The organism is Sphingobacterium sp. UBA2480 (assembly GCF_002341965.1).
Taxonomy (GTDB): Bacteria; Bacteroidota; Bacteroidia; order Sphingobacteriales; family Sphingobacteriaceae; genus Sphingobacterium; species Sphingobacterium multivorum.
In genome coordinates, this window is sequence record NZ_DDPA01000004.1 from 442,755 (window position 1) to 460,073 (window position 17,319).

The 17,319-nt window shown below is 41.9% G+C and carries 14 protein-coding genes; 3 read left to right on the forward strand and 11 right to left on the reverse strand.

Annotated elements, in window-relative coordinates; translation table 11 throughout:
* Positions 1–14: 14 nt before the first annotated feature.
* Together B3600_RS09245 and B3600_RS09250 are read right to left on the reverse strand one after the other, a co-directional pair.
* Positions 15–653: an NAD-dependent epimerase/dehydratase family protein gene (locus tag B3600_RS09245; RefSeq protein ID WP_286752761.1), complete on the reverse strand. Its 639-nt coding sequence runs from the start codon at positions 651–653 to the stop codon at positions 15–17.
* A gap of 76 nt (positions 654–729) precedes the next feature.
* Positions 730–2,307, reverse strand: a complete 1,578-nt coding sequence (locus B3600_RS09250; protein ID WP_286752762.1) for a Na+/H+ antiporter — start codon at positions 2,305–2,307, stop codon at positions 730–732.
* 174 nt (positions 2,308–2,481) lie between these two features.
* Here B3600_RS09250 and B3600_RS09255 point away from each other — a divergent pair, with 174 nt between their 5' ends.
* The gene (locus B3600_RS09255; RefSeq protein WP_286752763.1) at positions 2,482–2,853 is read left to right on the forward strand and encodes a hypothetical protein; all 372 of its coding nucleotides are present in this window, start codon (positions 2,482–2,484) and stop codon (positions 2,851–2,853) included.
* A gap of 2 nt (positions 2,854–2,855) precedes the next feature.
* Positions 2,856–4,271: a PLP-dependent aminotransferase family protein gene (locus B3600_RS09260; RefSeq protein ID WP_286752764.1), complete on the forward strand. Its 1,416-nt coding sequence runs from the start codon at positions 2,856–2,858 to the stop codon at positions 4,269–4,271.
* 192 nt (positions 4,272–4,463) lie between these two features.
* Here B3600_RS09260 and B3600_RS09265 read toward each other — a convergent pair whose 3' ends face one another.
* The 7 genes from B3600_RS09265 to B3600_RS09295 all read right to left on the reverse strand — a co-directional run bounded on the left by B3600_RS09265 (position 4,464) and on the right by B3600_RS09295 (position 12,718).
* Entirely contained in the window at positions 4,464–6,107 is a 1,644-nt protein-coding gene (locus B3600_RS09265; protein ID WP_201640017.1) for a PepSY-associated TM helix domain-containing protein, read from the reverse strand.
* Between the two features lie 6 nt (positions 6,108–6,113).
* Entirely contained in the window at positions 6,114–6,392 is a 279-nt protein-coding gene (locus B3600_RS09270; RefSeq protein ID WP_046672687.1) for a hypothetical protein, read from the reverse strand.
* A 10-nt stretch (positions 6,393–6,402) separates the two neighbouring features.
* Positions 6,403–6,735: a hypothetical protein gene (locus B3600_RS09275; protein WP_112375062.1), complete on the reverse strand. Its 333-nt coding sequence runs from the start codon at positions 6,733–6,735 to the stop codon at positions 6,403–6,405.
* A gap of 29 nt (positions 6,736–6,764) precedes the next feature.
* Positions 6,765–9,182, reverse strand: a complete 2,418-nt coding sequence (locus B3600_RS09280) for a TonB-dependent siderophore receptor (RefSeq protein WP_286752765.1) — start codon at positions 9,180–9,182, stop codon at positions 6,765–6,767.
* 115 nt (positions 9,183–9,297) lie between these two features.
* Entirely contained in the window at positions 9,298–10,014 is a 717-nt protein-coding gene (locus B3600_RS09285) for a DUF4198 domain-containing protein (RefSeq protein WP_286752766.1), read from the reverse strand.
* Positions 10,015–10,401: 387 nt separating this feature from the next.
* Positions 10,402–11,214: an MBL fold metallo-hydrolase gene (locus B3600_RS09290; RefSeq protein ID WP_075994515.1), complete on the reverse strand. Its 813-nt coding sequence runs from the start codon at positions 11,212–11,214 to the stop codon at positions 10,402–10,404.
* A gap of 76 nt (positions 11,215–11,290) precedes the next feature.
* Positions 11,291–12,718: an L-serine ammonia-lyase gene (locus tag B3600_RS09295; RefSeq protein ID WP_075994516.1), complete on the reverse strand. Its 1,428-nt coding sequence runs from the start codon at positions 12,716–12,718 to the stop codon at positions 11,291–11,293.
* A 215-nt stretch (positions 12,719–12,933) separates the two neighbouring features.
* On the opposite strand from B3600_RS09295, the gene B3600_RS09300 reads away from it, so the two are divergent.
* Positions 12,934–14,481, forward strand: a complete 1,548-nt coding sequence (locus tag B3600_RS09300; protein ID WP_286752767.1) for a glycoside hydrolase family 10 protein — start codon at positions 12,934–12,936, stop codon at positions 14,479–14,481.
* Between the two features lie 96 nt (positions 14,482–14,577).
* Here B3600_RS09300 and B3600_RS09305 read toward each other — a convergent pair whose 3' ends face one another.
* Both B3600_RS09305 and B3600_RS09310 read right to left on the reverse strand, forming a co-directional pair.
* The gene (locus B3600_RS09305; protein ID WP_201640014.1) at positions 14,578–16,284 is read right to left on the reverse strand and encodes a glycoside hydrolase family 3 protein; all 1,707 of its coding nucleotides are present in this window, start codon (positions 16,282–16,284) and stop codon (positions 14,578–14,580) included.
* A 305-nt stretch (positions 16,285–16,589) separates the two neighbouring features.
* Positions 16,590–17,132: a TetR/AcrR family transcriptional regulator gene (locus tag B3600_RS09310; RefSeq protein ID WP_070561361.1), complete on the reverse strand. Its 543-nt coding sequence runs from the start codon at positions 17,130–17,132 to the stop codon at positions 16,590–16,592.
* Positions 17,133–17,319 lie beyond the last annotated feature (187 nt).

Here is a 17,319-nt window from a genome sequence, read left to right on the forward strand (position 1 = left end):
ATTTAACTAAGCGGTCAAGCAAGGGCCCGAATATCTTTAATTTCCAATATATTCTTAACGTTATCTCTTTCCACGGCATGTATCATGGCACGTCCGACTTCATGTAGGGAAAGTACTGCTGAAGGGGCAAAAAATTTGATTATTTTGGCCACAAAAGCAAAGGGATTGGCATGCTTTTGCCCTGAAACAGTCGTCATTGCTCCTGGTCTAAAGTTATACTCCTTTTTGAACGGTAATTTGGCAAGATCATTCTCTGTTTTACCCTTAACCCTAGCCCACATCACTTTGCCTTGCTCCGTACTATCGGTGCTTCCTCCGGAAACATAAATAAAACTGATCTCCGAATTGATTTCCAGCAGGGACTTTGCAAAAGCTAGTGTTGTATCATAAGTAATATAACGGTACTTGTCTTCTTTCATTCCCACAGAACTCACGCCAGCACAGTAAAAGCAGGCATCATAGCCCGCAATCGCATCTCTAAATAGCGAAAGTTTAGTAAAGTCTTCGACCAAAAGTTCCTTTAATTTTGGATGCTGAATGGCAGCAGTCCGGCGGGAAATGCTCAGCACGGCTGTTACCTTTTCATTTTGTAGACATTCCAGCAAAACGCCTTCGCCAACCATTCCGGTGGCTCCTGTTATAATTACCTTCATATTTCAGCATGGCTCCTCATTGGAACCTTTAGTTAAAAATACATTATTGCCCTGAGGCATTTATAAAATTCTATGACTAAATCCGTCGCAACCGCTCTTCTTCCAAGTCCAGTTGATATAACTGCGAACGAACAATCCCCTCGTCAATGGTCGACTCACAGTTTAGCTTCTGAAGATACTCCCTTTGTACATCCAAAAGCTCCATAAATATCACTTTCGTTTTTTCATTCATCCACGAATCATCGGCCGCATTCACCTTTTCTTCCCAATGTTTCAAAATGCGGTCCATAACATCACGGTTGTGCAGTTCTTTCTCATGTTTATCTTTCAGAAATTGGTAAACATGATGTTTCAATCCTTGCTTCATGCGACTACGGACCTGCTCTTCGGGCTCTTCTTCAAATGTTTCGAACAGCCTAGTCCTTCTGATTAAGTAGGGCAAGGTAAGCCCTTGTATCAAGAGCGTGGATAAGATCACGACAAAGGTGATAAATAAGATCAGGTTTCGCTGCGGAATAGCCACACCATTCATAACGACAGGAATGGATAATGCTGCTGCCAATGACACCACACCACGCATGCCGGTCCAGCCCAACAAAAGAGGCATTAGAAAACGCTGATTGGTAGATCTCGATCTTGGCGCCACACCCGGGCGAAAAATAAGGGTAGCAATCATGGCTGCATACGAGCTGATAATACGGGCAAGGATCAATACTCCCGTTACCAAAAGACCGTACCCGATGGCTTCCAACAGCGACGTTCCATTGGACCGCAAACCCGCAACAATCTCCGGAAGATCTAATCCAATAATAAAAAATACGATACCGTTCAGGATAAACACAAAACTCTCCCAGACACTCAGCCCCCGCACCCGGCTCGTACTATTGAGAAATGTCAGCCGCTGACCGGACATCAAAAGGCCACCGGCAACGACAGCCAACACCCCTGAGCTATGAAATTGCTCTGCGATCCAATACATAAAGTAAGGTTCAATCAAGGTAAGTGCAATATCCGAGGGCGCATCTGTCGGTAGACGCTTGTGTGCCTGTATAAAAAACCAACCCAATAACAGGCCAATACCCACACCACCGACCAGCATCCAGATAAAGGATACCGCAGCTTGTCCCCATACAAATTGACCTGTCCCAACAGCAATAAGAGCAAAACGTACAATGATCAAGGAAGAAGCATCATTTAATAGGCTTTCGCCTTCCAGGATCGCAGAAGTAGCTTTGGGAACTTTCACAAATTTCATAATCGCTCCTGTGCTGACAGCATCTGGCGGTGACACAATGCCTCCCAGCAGAAAGCCCAACGCTAGTGTAAAGCCCGGTATATAATAATTGGCAACAACCGCGACAGAAAGTGCCGTAAAGAATACAACCAAGAAGGCAAAACTCCCGATAATACGCCACCATTTCTTCATCTCCTTAAACGAAATTGACCAAGAAGCCTCGCAAAGCAAGGGCGGTAGAAAAATGAGAAAGATGACGTCCGGATCAATCGTCACTACGGGCAAAGTGGGAATAAAACTAATGAATAGCCCCGCCAGAACCAAGAGAATGGGATAGGCTACCCGTAGTTTGGTCGCCCACATTTCGATCAATACGATGATCGCAATCATTGCGATAAATAAAGGAAATAAGCTGTGCATACTACTTCATAATTTATAGATCCGGAGATATCCTTTTCGTAGTGTAAAGATCTCAAATGGAAATTACAAAAATCACCGGACAACCTAATTTTTTTCTGTACCCCTATTTTAACGGCACTCTGTACCTAAACGGCATCCTGTACCCTTCTTAAATTAGCAAAAAGATTTATTCTTATGGCGACAACTGCACATCAACCGTATCTGATCAGACAAGTGGATCTTTCTGATTTAGCGCTTATCAAAGAAATACAAAACAAAAAGCAGGTAGATACAGCACGCATAAGCATGCCTTTCCTGGTGCTCGACCAAGGCAATCAATTAAAAGCCTTTTCGTCTGTAATACTCTGCAGAAAGAATTTACTGTCGGTCGAAATGACCTACGACGGTCCTATTTCGGATACGCTTTCCAACGTATTTATGAACAAAGCGCAATCCTTCTTTGAGCAACAGTTGATGAACCTATTTGGTTCGGAAGAATCGCTCATAAAAGGAATCCGCCGATATAATAACTGGTTAAATCAAAACAGAAACAGTAAATTAGCATAAGGATGGAACAGCAACTGTTATATAAAAAAATAGCCAATATTGTTGAGAACCAGATCAAAAATGGTTCCTTGGTCTATGGCGATCGTTTACCTTCTGTCCGCAGCGCTCAGAAATTATACAATGTAAGTTTAAATACGGCAAAAAGTGCCTATATGGAACTAGAGAGTCGATCGCTCATTGAATCACGCCCCAAATCAGGCTATTTCGTTAGCCGATCCGGGCTTCGTCGGATGGCTATCCCGTCCATTTCTACCTTCAAAATCGACGAAAAGAAACAAGATCCCGCGGCATTGATCGATAAAGTTTTCCACTCCCTGGAAGACAAGGAAATTACACGCTTTTCACTGGGTTTACCCAGTGCATCATTACTTCCGATTCAGAAACTTAATCGATGCATTATAGAGTCGGTTCATGAGCTGCATGATTACGGTGATCAATATGGACAGGTACAGGGAAGTCCAAGCTTACGGAAAGAAATTGCCAAATGGTCATTGGTACTTGAAGGAAAAATAAGTGACGAGGATCTTATTATCACTTCGGGCGCCATGAATGCCATCTACAGCTGCCTTCGTGCCGTCACTAATCCCGGCGACACCATAGCGGTAGAAAGCCCCCTTTACTTTGGCTTTATTCAGGCTTTTCAACTACTGGGCCTCAAAACCATCGAGATTCCGACCCACCCTATTACGGGAATTGAATTGGATGCCCTGAAAAAAGTTATTCATAAAATTGATGTCTGTTGTTTTGTCACCAACTTTAGCAATCCATTGGGCGCACTCATGCCTGAGGAGCACAAGAAAGAGCTTGTCAAACTGCTCGCACACCACCATATTCCATTGATTGAAGACGACCTATATGGAAACATCTATTTCGGTTCGTCACGGCCCAAACCATGCAAATATTTTGACGAAGAGGGACTGGTGATGTGGTGTGGATCATTTACCAAAGTATTAGCCCCAAGTTTTCGGCTCGGTTGGGTTGAGCCCGGGCAATACAAAGATAAGATCCTAAAACAAAAGCTCATACAAACGATTTCGCAGCCTGCAATTTACCAGGAAGCTGTTTCCAAATTCTTACAGATCGGCCGGTACGACCATCACCTCAATAGCTTCAGAAAAAAACTGTACAGCAATTATGTCAATTTTAGAAACAGCATTGAGGCCCATTTTCCGGAAAATACCAAAATGTCGCAGCCCGAAGGTGGCTTTGTACTTTGGTTAGAGCTGGACAAAAAGATAGACTCAACGGTGCTCTACGATTATGCGCTTAGGCAAAAGTTGAGTTTTGCACCGGGAAGGATGTTTACACAGCACGATCAGTTTAAGAACTGTATTCGGCTTAACTATGCTGTGGACTGGAACGAAAAGACAGCACAGGATCTGATGCGCCTCGGCCGATTTTTTAAGGCTGTATTGTAAGAGGAAATTTCCGCGATCATCAGTATGGTATCCTTGGATAAGAATTGCTCTGCGCCATGAGGCGTTGTCTACCAGGATCTGACCTTAAAGGTATTTAAGCCGTACCCTATAAACGTTCCAAGGGCACCTTGTGAGCACCCTTGGAATTAAAAAACAAAGTGTATACACTTCGCAGAGAGAAAAGAATCTTTGTTAACGAATCGTCTCAAAGAATTTTTTAGTCTTGTTATAGGCGATTACACCAATTATACCGATCATCAGCCATAAAAAGTCGACGACGAAAATATCCCGCTGTCCATTGCGGAAGGTATCCCAGATCCAGTTACCAGTCATAAAACCATTGGCAAGTGGAATAAAAAATGCCAATATGCTTCCAACCAGCAATGTTTCGCGATTGGTTCTGCGTATGCTTCTCCGGATAATGTAATACAGTGAAAATAGGAGCCAGCTATAGAAATAAACGCGGTATATAAAATCCTGATTGACCTCAGGGCTCAATTTAATAGCAATGAAAGTCAATGCAGTGACAGGTAACATCGTCAAACATATTGCCGTGAAAATATTGGCCGCCCAGAAATTGAATTTTCGTTTTCGTGGAATTACGTTGTTTTTGTCACGCGCTACCAACCAGATCAATATACCCGAGATAATAACAAGACAGCCCATAACTCCCAAAATAAAGTACACCATCTTGAGCGGATAGCCTCCATAATCGCCATAATGCAACCGGTATATAATGCTGCGCACCCCATCTGCATAGCTAGCATCGCTAACTGGTGATTTCTCGGCAACAACTTTATTGTCGGCCGCTCGCACAGACAACAGCCCCGATCCAGCAAAGCTTTTGTTAAAATGCGGTTCCAGCTCCATGATAACATGCATATTGGAGTCTGCGTAGTTTTTGATCGTAATACGCTGAAAATCGGCTTCCGGCCATTTGTGTTTTGCCAGATCTAAAAATGGAGCGATATTAATGTCTGCATTTAAAGGTTTGTAGGTATAAGGAAAATTGGTTTCGGCACTAACCCCCATCTCCTGATACATTTTTTGCTGATCACCATCATACAACAACTTGCTCAGCGGCAAAGCGAGTACTGAATTGATGATCAAGAACGTACCTGTTACCGCGAAGATAAATTGAAACGGAAAACCAATGACGCCCAATGCGGTGTGCATATCGGTCCATACCGTTTTCCATTTACTGAAGGGTCTGAACACAAAGAAATTTGAGACGATCTTATCCCAATGCAGCAATAACCCGGTAATAAGGGCAAACAGAAAAATAAAAGCGGTAATACCTGCAATAAGATAACCAAATGGCGCTATGCCTACCCGAATCGGCACCTGATTGAGCTGGGCCAAGAAATGCAAACGAAATAAAAACTCGCCCATATCGTAATTCTGCACATAGTCTCCAGCCTTTTTATTGGCAAAATTATAGGTAAAGTTCTTTGAATCATCATCTCCACCTCTTCTGCGGCTATTCTTTTTTGCAGCTTTTTGTTCAGGCGTGATCTTCGCCAGGTTTTCTTTATTGAGTATACTATCGTTGGATGCACTCAAGCCCAAGTAGGCTGAAGTCCCTTCCCGGTGCATATAAAAGGTAATATCGCGTCCATGCAAATTTGTTTGTCCTCTGAGTGAGTCGAGCAAATGATCAACGTTTTTATGATCTTCGCGATAGGTCTTATACGACGTGTTATTCTGCCAGGCAGCGATTTCGTTTCTAAAAAATGCAAATGATCCCGCAAAAAATATCACATAGAGGATGGCGCAGATGATAATGCCGCTAATGGTATGTGTATTGAAGTAAATATTATAATTTCGGTTATTCATGATGACTTACAGTTTGAAGAAATAGGGCAGGGAGAAAAGGACAGCCAACACTAAATATATCCCCCATATTTTCCATCCACTCTTAGCAAGAAAGGCCAATAAGAGCAGTACTGCCCATAGGAGATAGCCCGTGAAGCAAGCCGTGGCAACAACATCCTTTTTCTCAAAAATATGAGTGACCAAAACGTGGAAAGAGATCATGACGACATAACCACCGATAAATCCGGCTGTAATTTTCAGGAATCGCTGAAAGGGCGTACTGAGGTATTTTTTATTAGCAGGCATATTTAATCGGTTAAGAAATCAATAATTCAACACAAAGGCTAAATACATACAATCCCATAATTGGGTATAATTTGAAATAGCGATAAGGATTTAATAGGACCACAAGACACATCATGCACATGAAATAGGCAAAAAAAGCAAAAAAACCTGCTCCAAAGCCTTGCAGATAAAGAACAGCTATAAATGGAAAGATCAACAGTAGCATGCTCAATGTGCGCACAAACTTCGTTTGTGCGCACAATTTTTCGAGCCATTGTGGTCTAGGGCCAAACTTCACCTTTTTGCTCGTGTTGTAAAAAAGATAGGCTCCCATGAGTATAACGATTAACAGTGTACTATACATCGATTCTATAATTTATCTGGATCGGTCCGTTAAAATTTATAGGTCACTCCCATGCGGAAGTTACGTCTGGCTTCGACGATATAGGAATAATAATCCACACCACCGAGCTTCTGAACGGCCGCACTTGCTTTGGAGATCGATCCAGCAGTCAGCAATTTGCGGTTGTCCAACACATTATTGATTACGACCGAAAGGGCATACTTCCCTTTTTGATAGCTGATGCCTGCATCGGTACGCAGATAATTCTTGAAATTACTTTCTTTTGTTGTCCCAACTGCACGGTCAAACATTCCCTGAACACTTCCCATAAAGCCAAGTCCACGCACTTTCCCATCCTGAATACGATAGGATACAAATGCATTGGCTGTATGTTTGGCCGTATTCGGAGTGATATTACCTATATTTTCTTCTTTGGTATCTTTGGAGATCTTCGAATCTGTCAAGGCATAATTTGCATTCACATTCAGCCCCTTAATAATTTCACCGGTGACATCAAATTCGATACCCTTGCTTCTGGTTTCTCCCAATTGGGTCTGGAATGACACACCATTAACGACGTGACTCGGATCGGGGTCAGCTACCAGCGCATTTTTACGGGCAATAGTGTAGGCACTTAACGTGGAGATCCATTTTCCACCCATCCACTCTTTCTTAACACCTGCTTCTAAATCATTTCCGCGTATTGGTTTGAAAGCATTACCTTCCCAGTCGGTACCAGCGACAGGAACAAAAGATTGATCAAACAAGCCATATACACTCATGGATTTATCGATCGAATAGCTCAACCCTACCCTCGGCGTAAATGCTTTATCGGTTCTGTCAGCTACAGACGTTTTTCCTATGGTCTCATTAATTGTATAGCGTAAGCCAAGCGATAAACGCAATTTCTCTTCCAGGAACGCCAATTCATCGTGCGCGTAGAATGACATATAGTTTGTTGAAGTCACGTAGTTGCTACCGCCCGCACGGACCTTTACACTCTGCGAACGATCCAGCGTAGGGAATACACTGCCTGGAATACCGTATTTAGGATCATAGACGTTGAGCGGAGCTGAAGGAATCGAATCTAAAATCGTTCTAAAATCGCCCCAGAACTTCTTATTACCATAGTCGGCTCCCACCAAAATCCGATGACGAACGCTTCCGGTATATTCTTCTCCGTTTAAAGAAACCTGACCAAAACTATTTTCACCATGTTCGTCGGCAATACTGTAATAACGTGGCATATCGCCATTGGCTTTCATGTAATTCAGCCATGTACTGGTGGCTTTCATATCAAAATTGAAATAGGCCATCTGTGCATGCAACTTCCAGTTTTCGTTTAGTTTGCGATCCAGGTAAATATAGGCACTATGGTCTTTTAGCTTTCCGGGCTCCATGGAGGGATCACCATAGAAGAAGTCATTGGCAATACCCGGATCGGCAAATCCTTTGGGTGAGAACGTATAATTACCATTTGATAGGTAGGTAGACCCTTGGTAGGTGTATTCAAATGTTAAGTTCGTCAAAGAATCTACTTTATAGGTAACCACTGGCGCTATAACAAGCCGGTTACTGTAATTATATTTTGTAAAAAAATCTTTTTGTTGTCCGGCCACATTCAGACGGTAAAGCAGTTTGCCATCTTTGCGCAATTTACCATCCAAGTCAACGGCAGCGCGATAGGTACTAAAACTACCTGTATTCAGCGTCACAGATCCCTTGGTATTTCCTGTCGGTTTTTTAGTTACGACATTATAAAACCCGCCAGGTTCGCCATTGGCAAGCATAAAACCGGCTGGTCCTTTTACAAATTCGATCCGCTCGATCATACTTGCATCTTCGGCTGTAGGCCCCCAAGAAGCTTCAATGTTCATCCCATTACGGAATGCAGGGATCTTAGAGCCACGCATACGGATATTGGCATATTGGTTGTCCCAATGGCCCTGACGTGTTGCGCCACTAACATTACGCGTAATACCATCCACAATATCAAAAACTTGCTGATCGGCCATTAAATCAGCAGAAATAACCTGTATATTTTGAGGTAACTCTAAGATTGGTGTTTTAAGACGTAACGATCCGGAGATACTGTCAAACTTATAATGCTCATAGTATTTACCATAAACCGCAACTTCGTCGATGGCCTGCGATTGGTCTTTTACGATGATGGGCCCAAGGTTTGTCACCTCATCTTTTGCATTCACCTCCATCGTATGCTTACTATAACCAATCGCCTTAATCTCAATATGATAAGTTTTGGATGAAAGCTTATGAAAAGCGAAATGCCCCTCATTATCGGTACTGGTGGTCGCACCCGTATTGGTTAATTTTACTGTCGCCCCTGTGATCGGTTCAGATTTTTCATTGATAAGAATTCCCTCAATTATTTTGTTCGTCTGTGCCTGTGCAACAGAGAAAACCGAACTAATCATAGGAATAGCCAGAAAGGATAAAGTTTTATTCATGAATGTAGTGTGGTAGATGTTTTTTATAGTAGATATTCTTTTTTTGCAAGGATCCATTGGTGTTTCCATCGTTTCAGATGGACCCTTTATTATTTTGTCTGCGCTGTATCTGCAGTTATTTGATGGTAATAAAAGTTGTACTTCCCTGCCATGCCGAAGCATAGGGTTTTCCTTCATGTTCACCTGCTGTCTCAGCAAACGTACTTGCTTCCAAAACGTATGGCCCCGACCAAATTGCATCAAATGTCAGGATACCATTCTCGTCCGCAACAAACTCTTTTCCCCAACCAGTAGCCGAAAAAACAGAAACTTTGGCCTGTGGAACAGCTTTGCCGAAGCTGGTGATCTTTGCTTGTATACGTTGCCCCTTTTTTGCGTTAGCCGCACCAAGCAACTCAATTTGCAATGGGCTTTTTACATATTTATAATCGAGTGTTGCAGACTTTCCTACGATAACAGGCACTAAGGAAGAAAATTCATATTTCGTTTTACCGCCTAGATCTTTAGGTGCTTTAACAATGGATAGGAAATAGGTTCCGGCTGCTGTAGGTTGGAATGAACCGCTAAAGTGATCGCCTTGATTCGTCAATTGAAGCTTGACGGGTTCCTGTCCCGGGGCATGCAACATTAATGAGAAGTCCTTCACGTCGGAGTACCATTTGTCGACCTGATCTCTTTCATTCGTTGCAAACTCGCCGTAATATACCTTGACTTCATGGGATTGGTTTAACGTTCCATAAGAAGATGATTCAATCCAAAGGGCATGGGCATGACTAGTATGACTACACAGTAATACCGTAAGGAATGTAAAAAATGAAATTAAAATTTTCATAATATGTTGATTGATGTTTAGTTTTCTTCAACTTATTATGGGAGAATTTGCAGGTTTTGCATATGCTTAACAACGAATAAAATAATAAAATTCGTTATCTTGCAAGTTCTTCCATATCGTATATCGGGAGTACTGACACAGCGTGCTGTTTCAGTCATCTACATGCAGTTGCCGCTGTATGTAGATTAACGCCATGTGATAGATTGCCGTCTATTACATGGTGTTTTTTGTTTCCTGTGTCCAAATAAGTGAAAAAGATATTATTTAGACTGATTAAAAACAAAGCAAATATAACAGGAAATCTTTTTAAAACAACTAATTTTTTCATTTTACAGTATTCTTACGCTTTAACTGAAGAAATAAAACGAACAAAAAGAGCATTTTAAACTAGGAAGAGAGTGCAGAAGGAATTGAAAAAGCTGTTACATGATTCTCTAGCACAACTTTCAGGTCGAATAATTCTGTTTCCTGATAGCGTGTTGCTACATGAAGCTGGATACGTTCGCAGTGTGGTTCGAAAGTTTGCTGCACCAGATCGACCGTATTATTCTCACCGGAGAGGTGAGTTAAGATAAGATGTTTAAGGCGATCGGTTTTATAAGCGTTAAACAGTTCGACGGCAACACGATTTGAAAGGTGTCCCCAACCACTGCTGATCCGGTTTTTCAGAAAATACGAATAGCGTCCTGTACGCAACATTTCCTCATCATAATTTGATTCCAGAAGCAATACATCCGAATGCTGAATAACATGCTGTACATTTTCACAAGGCCGTCCTATATCCGTCAATACCCCGATATTGTATGTTCCATCTGAAACAAGGAAACTACAGGGTTCTTTGGCATCGTGATATTTGGGAATACCATACACCTTGAGACCTCCAATTTCAACGACTTCGTCCGGAGAGATTATATGGACCAAATGGGATGGAAGATGCAATCGGGTACCATCGTAACTCCCCTTGGTGATATAAACCGGTAGATTATATTTTTTGGCAAATACTGATAGGCCTCTGATATGATCAGAATGTTCATGGGTAATGAAAATTGCTTTGATCTGAGTCGGTAAAAGCCCCAGATTGTACATCCGAAGGTGTATATGTTTGCTGTTGATTCCAGCATCTATCAAAATAGCAGAATCATCTTTAGCCACATAATAACAGTTTCCATTACTTCCGGAGGCGATTGCACAATATTTCATTCGTTTACGCTATTTATAAGAATATATCTATTTTACCGCGTCAAAGATACGAAAAACGAGAAAACTCAGACAGTCATTAACATTCTGGCAAACTCAATGGAATATTGACGGCAAGTCCACCGTCTGCTGTTTCTTTATATTTAGCATTCATATCCAAAGCGGTCTCCCACATCGTCTTAACCACAGTATCCAGGCTCACTTTTGCCTTATCTGGGTTCGATTGCAGTGCTAACTGCGCAGCAGTAATTGCCTTAATGGCTCCCATAGTATTACGCTCAATACATGGAATCTGAACCAATCCACCAATTGGATCACATGTTAATCCAAGATGATGTTCCATCGCAATCTCGGCAGCCATCAGCACCTGACGCTGCGATCCACCCAACACTTCTGTCAGCGCTCCGGCAGCCATCGCTGATGAAACGCCAATCTCCGCTTGACAGCCGCCCATTGCAGCAGAGATCGTTGCATTTTTCTTAAAGATCGAACCGATTTCAGATGCTGTAAGAATAAATTGGATAATTTTGTTCTCACGCATTCCGTCGTGGAAAGTAATATAATATTGCAATACAGCCGGGATAACGCCCGAAGCTCCATTGGTAGGCGCTGTAACCACGCGTCCGAAAGAGGCGTTCTCTTCATTTACGGCAAGTGCAAAACAACTTACCCAATCAAGAATATATTGGAAGTTTTGGCCGCCCTCACGAATGGCCGCTATCCAGGACTCGTAATCTTGATAACTGCGTCCCTGCATTAATTTCTTATTTAGTTTGGCGGCTCTACGTTCAACGTTTAAGCCCCCAGGTAATGTTCCGCCTGTATGACAGCCCCGGTAGATACATTCGTGTATTGTTTTATAAATATTCAATACGCCTGCTACGGTTTCACTTTCTTCACGCCATGCACATTCATTTTCAAGGACCAGCTCAGAGATTTTCAGCCCTGTTTTCATCGTCCAATGCAAGAGTTCGTGTGCAGTATCCACAGGGAATGGAAGATCTACTTCAGACAGGACGCTTTCCGTATCATTTTCTTGGACCACAAAACCGCCACCTATAGAATAATAAGTTTCGGTAATCGCCCTACCACTGGATAGGAAGGCCTGAAAGGTAACGGCATTGGGATGGAAAGGTAAGCTCTCAGCATATAGAAACAGGAGGTCTTCCTGGTAGGAAAAAGGAATTGTCCGTTCGCCAGCGACTTCCAGTTCACCGACCGCCTTGATATGTTCGACTTTGGGTGTCACTCGATTGACATCAAAGGTAACCGGATCATCTCCACTTAGCCCCAGTAGAACAGCAATATCAGTACCGTGCCCGGCACCGGTTTTCGCCAAAGAACCATATAGCAGAATTTTGACTTGTTCGACTTCATGCAATAGGCCTTTTGACTTGAGCACAGCGGTAAATTGCTGGGCTGCACGCCAAGGTCCTAAGGTATGCGAACTCGAGGGGCCGATACCAATCTTAAACATGTCAAAAACGGATATTTGTTCTTTGCTCATAATCTTTTTTATTGCGGTTAGCTGATCAAGCTATTGCTTTTGTGAAAACCGCAACTAAATTAGTACAAATAAAGTACAATGTTACCTGTATTTGCATTATTATCAATTTGAAAACCAAGCTCAGGTTCTTTTAACAAGTATCCAACAAACATCTTACATTTTTTAGGGAAAAAGTAAGAAATGCTTCCCTATCTTTGTTGGCTATAATTTATAGAATGACGGGAAAAACATATTTATATTCTTTTTTTACCATTGTTATCTGTTTATTTTCGATTAGAACGTATTCCCAACAACTACCTAAGCGGGAGTTTCGTGGCGTGTGGGTTGCAACCATAGGTAATATAGACTGGCCCTCTGTCAAAGCGGGCAATAATGTCGCACTGCAAAAACAGGAGTTTATTGATTTACTGGACCAACACCGCAGCGCGGGGCTGAATGCGATTATTTTGCAGGTGCGTCCTGCTGCCGATGCTTTCTATGCAAAGGGCAGAGAACCCTGGAGTAGATACCTGACCGGAAAACAAGGCCTGCCTCCGTCACCATTTTATGACCCCCTGGAATTTGCGATCACCGAGGCCCACAAAAGAGGGATGGAGCTACATGCCTGGTTCAATCCGTATCGTGCTTCGACAACATTAAATCCGGCCCATTTTTCGGATGACCATATTACCAAGCGCCACCCAGAATGGTTCTTCACCTATGCTGGCAAGAAGCTTTTCAACCCTGGTATTCCGGAAGTGCGTAAATATATCATTGATGTGATTATGGATGTCGTCAAAAACTACGATGTAGATGGTATTCATTTCGATGATTACTTTTACCCCTATCCTGATAGCAGAAATACACCGGTACCGGATCAGATTACCTTTGGTCAATATAACAACGGGATCGAGAAAATTGACGACTGGCGACGCAACAATGTCAACGTACTGGTACACGATCTTGGTGTTGCCATCAAAAAGATAAAACCTTATGTAAAATATGGCATTAGCCCCTGTGGCGTATGGGACAACAAAGAAAATAATTCTGCTGGCTCAGATACCCGTGGGCTGAGTGCTTACCGTGAACTATATGCTGATGGTGTAAAATGGATGCAGGAAGGCTGGATAGACTACATCAATCCCCAGATCTACTTTCCTTTCAAAAATCGTGCTGCAGCATATGAGATCTTAGTTGACTGGTGGCAGAAACACACCTATGGCCGTCACTTTTATGTGGGGCATGGGGCTTATCGTGTTACAGAAAATAAAATCGGCTGGACAGACCGCAGCCAAATTCCCAGACAGGTACGCCACTTAAGAGAGGAGCACGACGTGGAAGGAAGTATTTATTTCAGTTCCAAATCACTCACGGACAATCTTGTTGGACTGCAGGATTCCATGCGAAATGACCTGTATCGTACACCAGCTTTACCCCCTACAATGCCGTGGTTAGATAGTATCCCACCCAATGCACCTTTCGGTCTTCTGGTTAAAAATTCGGCCAATGGTAAAATGAACACCTTATTTTGGCAAAAACCAGATTTGGCCACTGATGGGGAGTCTGCTTATGGCTACGTGGTCTATCGGTTCAATCTCGATGAAAAAGTGAACATTAAGGATCCTGGAAAAATCATCTTTATCACCTTTGATGGCGATAAGCTTCAATATACGGATGACGATATCAAGCAGCATCAACAGTACAAATATGTCGTTACAGCTATTGATCGCATGAAAAATGAAAGTAAGCCATCAGATAGCAGGTCCGCCCATGAAGAGATTTAAGTGCTGCTAAAAAAAATACCCCTTCCGAAATGGCTTTGCAATTGCAGGAGGGCCATTTTTGGAAGAGGTACCGTGTTGGTGTGATTTTATAATGCTTTATTTCCCCTGTCCGTATTTAAATTTTTTGTTTATCGTAACAGGGAGTTTTCCTTTCGGCGTATTTTGCCCTAAAATAGTTTTCACTGCCGCTTTCTGCATGAAAGCATCATTTTGATAGGCCAGCAAAATTGTTTTTGCTTTTTTGGATGCTTCAAATCCATCCACAGCATAGGCATTGGTAAATAAAGTCAGGATTGATTTTTTTGCAAATTTCTTCATCAGGCCCTGAACATCTTTATTTAATACCATGGTCGGACGTGGACGAAGTCTCGTATCGTGTACGGCAATAATAAATTGTTTGTTCTTCTTGATTTCTTTGGTAAGACGTTTGATATCATCTTTACTTGTGCTATCCGTGATGAAATATTGTGTTTCATTTGTGAGTGCACTAGCCAATTCATTTTGGAAGGTCTGATTGGCTGTAATACCAATGTTGATAATAGCCGTAGGTAAATCCTTTTTGAAGGATTTTAATTTTTCTATCGAGTTCAAAGCGGTGATCGCTGCATCGGACAGTTCGTCAATGAGTTGAACAGCTGAAGCACGATGTAAATCATGGTATAGATTCTGTTGTACAGTTGCCTGATATTTATCTAAACCAAGCCAGAGCTTAGCGGCAAGCACTCGTTTTACCCGCGCATCGATATCGGCCTGCGCGATACGTCCTTCTTCAATAGCTTTTACAATCAAATCGATCGCACGCTTGCTATTCTCCGACACTTCAAGTAAATCATGCCCTGCGATAATCGCCTGTACGTCGGCTTCTCCATTTGGAAAAAACTTCTTTACACCTTTCATGTCCATTGCATCAGTAACTGTTAGTCCTTTAAAGCCAAGTTCATTACGCAAAAGATCGGTTACAACCTTTTTAGAGATGGAAGATGGCATATTAGGCGTGTCATCTAAACTCGGAATATTCATGTGGGCCACCATAACAGCAGGTGCACCGGCTTTAATAAGCTCTTTGAACGGATACAACTCCAGGGTATCCAAACGTTTTTTGTCGAAAGGTAGTTGCGGCAGATCATAATGAGAATCCACATCTGTATCGCCATGCCCCGGGAAGTGTTTAATGGAAGCCAGGATACCACCATCCACCATACCGTCCATATACGCTTTAGCTTTCTGGGTTACATTATATTTATTATCACCGAAGGAGCGGATACCGATAACGGGATTTTTAGGGTTATTGTTGATATCCACATCAGGGGCAAAATTGAAATGCATACCTATACGTTGGAAGTCTAAAGCAACCTCACGTCCCATGCGATAAATCAGCTGATTATCCTGAACGGCCCCTAAAGTCATCTGATAAGGGAACGACAAAGTAGAATCTGGCATACGCATGCCTAATCCCCACTCGCCATCAAATGTCACCATCAATGGGACCTTGGACAGGGATTGATACCGATTGAACATATCAACATGGCGGACAGGACCGCCCTGAAAAACAACGAGACCGCCCAAATGTTGGTCCTGTATAACCTGAGCTACGGAGTCAATATATTTCTGTCCTAAATTGGTGTGTGCCCTAACCAAAAATAACTGTGCAACTTTTTCTTTTGGCGTCAACGTATTGAATACCGCATCGACCCATGCATGCTGGGAGTTGATGTATTTCACAAAATCTTTTTTGTCCTGAGCTTTCAAAAAAGAAATTGTGCCGACTAATGCCAATATTCCCAGACCGAGTTTTTTGAACATAAATTAGTTTGTATAATGTATTTAAAATAGAAATACTAAGGACGTTATTATTTTGGACAATATGAAATTGTTTTTGCAACAATTTCATATAAACACGCATAAAACAGCAATTCGTAAGGTGCAGAGCTGAAATATACCGCATGTCAATTGGTGTGAGCAATACTAACACTTAATATATAGAAAAATAACAGCGCCGGAATACAACTGCCATCCAACGATTACAATTCAATTATCGGTTTGATAAGCACGAAAGAACTTTATCAAGGAATAGATGTTTAGAAAAGACTATAATTCAGTTTTTTAAGCTAAATCAGGTTATATTTTTTCTCTAGAAACAGCGTCAACTCCATCACATTTTCCAATTCACCTATCGCTTCCTTTTTCCACAGCTTGTCGATAATCAACAAGAGAAATTGTGTTTCGAGATCTGGATTTTCATAGTTCAGATCTTCAAAAGCACGATGGATAATGGGCTGCACAGGCTTCATAAACTGCTCGTGCTGTTGTTTGGAAAAGGGGTGATGAGACAAACGCTCCTGCAATTTCCAAAATAAGGGTTCCGCGGTAACCAATTTATTGGGTAGATTGATCATTGTGCGCAAAAATTCCTTTGGTTCACGATAGGTCATCATTCCGCGGTGGTGCGTAAGAACCTTACGATAACCTGATTTAATCAAATAAACCAACAGTGCGTCTTTATTCCCAAAATGTTTAAAGATTAATGCTTCGGAAACTCCTGCATTTTGGGCAATCGTTTTGGTAGAGGTATTCGTATAGCCTTGATCTGAAAAAAGCAACAAGGCTTCTTTCATAATACGCTCTTTTCTACTCAAAACACTTTCTTTCATCTTTTATTTTTTTAATCTATATCCGCATATCACTCGATCGTTATACGGACTTGTTCAGTTGATTTTATAATTCTACTGCAAATATATCTAATCTTTCCATTCACTTGGGGTTATTGTAACTAAAATGATAATAATTCGTAACAAATAGTGCCATATTTTTGGGAAATAAAATTATATAACCGTCAAC

Coding starts and splice junctions, on each gene's coding strand:
- B3600_RS09245 (WP_286752761.1), bottom strand. CDS start 653: ATGAAGGTAATTATAACAGGAGCCACCGGAATGGTTGGCGAAGGCGTT.
- B3600_RS09250 (WP_286752762.1), bottom strand. CDS start 2,307: ATGCACAGCTTATTTCCTTTATTTATCGCAATGATTGCGATCATCGTA.
- B3600_RS09255 (WP_286752763.1), top strand. CDS start 2,482: ATGGCGACAACTGCACATCAACCGTATCTGATCAGACAAGTGGATCTT.
- B3600_RS09260 (WP_286752764.1), top strand. CDS start 2,856: ATGGAACAGCAACTGTTATATAAAAAAATAGCCAATATTGTTGAGAAC.
- B3600_RS09265 (WP_201640017.1), bottom strand. CDS start 6,107: ATGAATAACCGAAATTATAATATTTACTTCAATACACATACCATTAGC.
- B3600_RS09270 (WP_046672687.1), bottom strand. CDS start 6,392: ATGCCTGCTAATAAAAAATACCTCAGTACGCCCTTTCAGCGATTCCTG.
- B3600_RS09275 (WP_112375062.1), bottom strand. CDS start 6,735: ATGTATAGTACACTGTTAATCGTTATACTCATGGGAGCCTATCTTTTT.
- B3600_RS09280 (WP_286752765.1), bottom strand. CDS start 9,182: ATGAATAAAACTTTATCCTTTCTGGCTATTCCTATGATTAGTTCGGTT.
- B3600_RS09285 (WP_286752766.1), bottom strand. CDS start 10,014: ATGAAAATTTTAATTTCATTTTTTACATTCCTTACGGTATTACTGTGT.
- B3600_RS09290 (WP_075994515.1), bottom strand. CDS start 11,214: ATGAAATATTGTGCAATCGCCTCCGGAAGTAATGGAAACTGTTATTAT.
- B3600_RS09295 (WP_075994516.1), bottom strand. CDS start 12,718: ATGAGCAAAGAACAAATATCCGTTTTTGACATGTTTAAGATTGGTATC.
- B3600_RS09300 (WP_286752767.1), top strand. CDS start 12,934: ATGACGGGAAAAACATATTTATATTCTTTTTTTACCATTGTTATCTGT.
- B3600_RS09305 (WP_201640014.1), bottom strand. CDS start 16,284: ATGTTCAAAAAACTCGGTCTGGGAATATTGGCATTAGTCGGCACAATT.
- B3600_RS09310 (WP_070561361.1), bottom strand. CDS start 17,132: ATGAAAGAAAGTGTTTTGAGTAGAAAAGAGCGTATTATGAAAGAAGCC.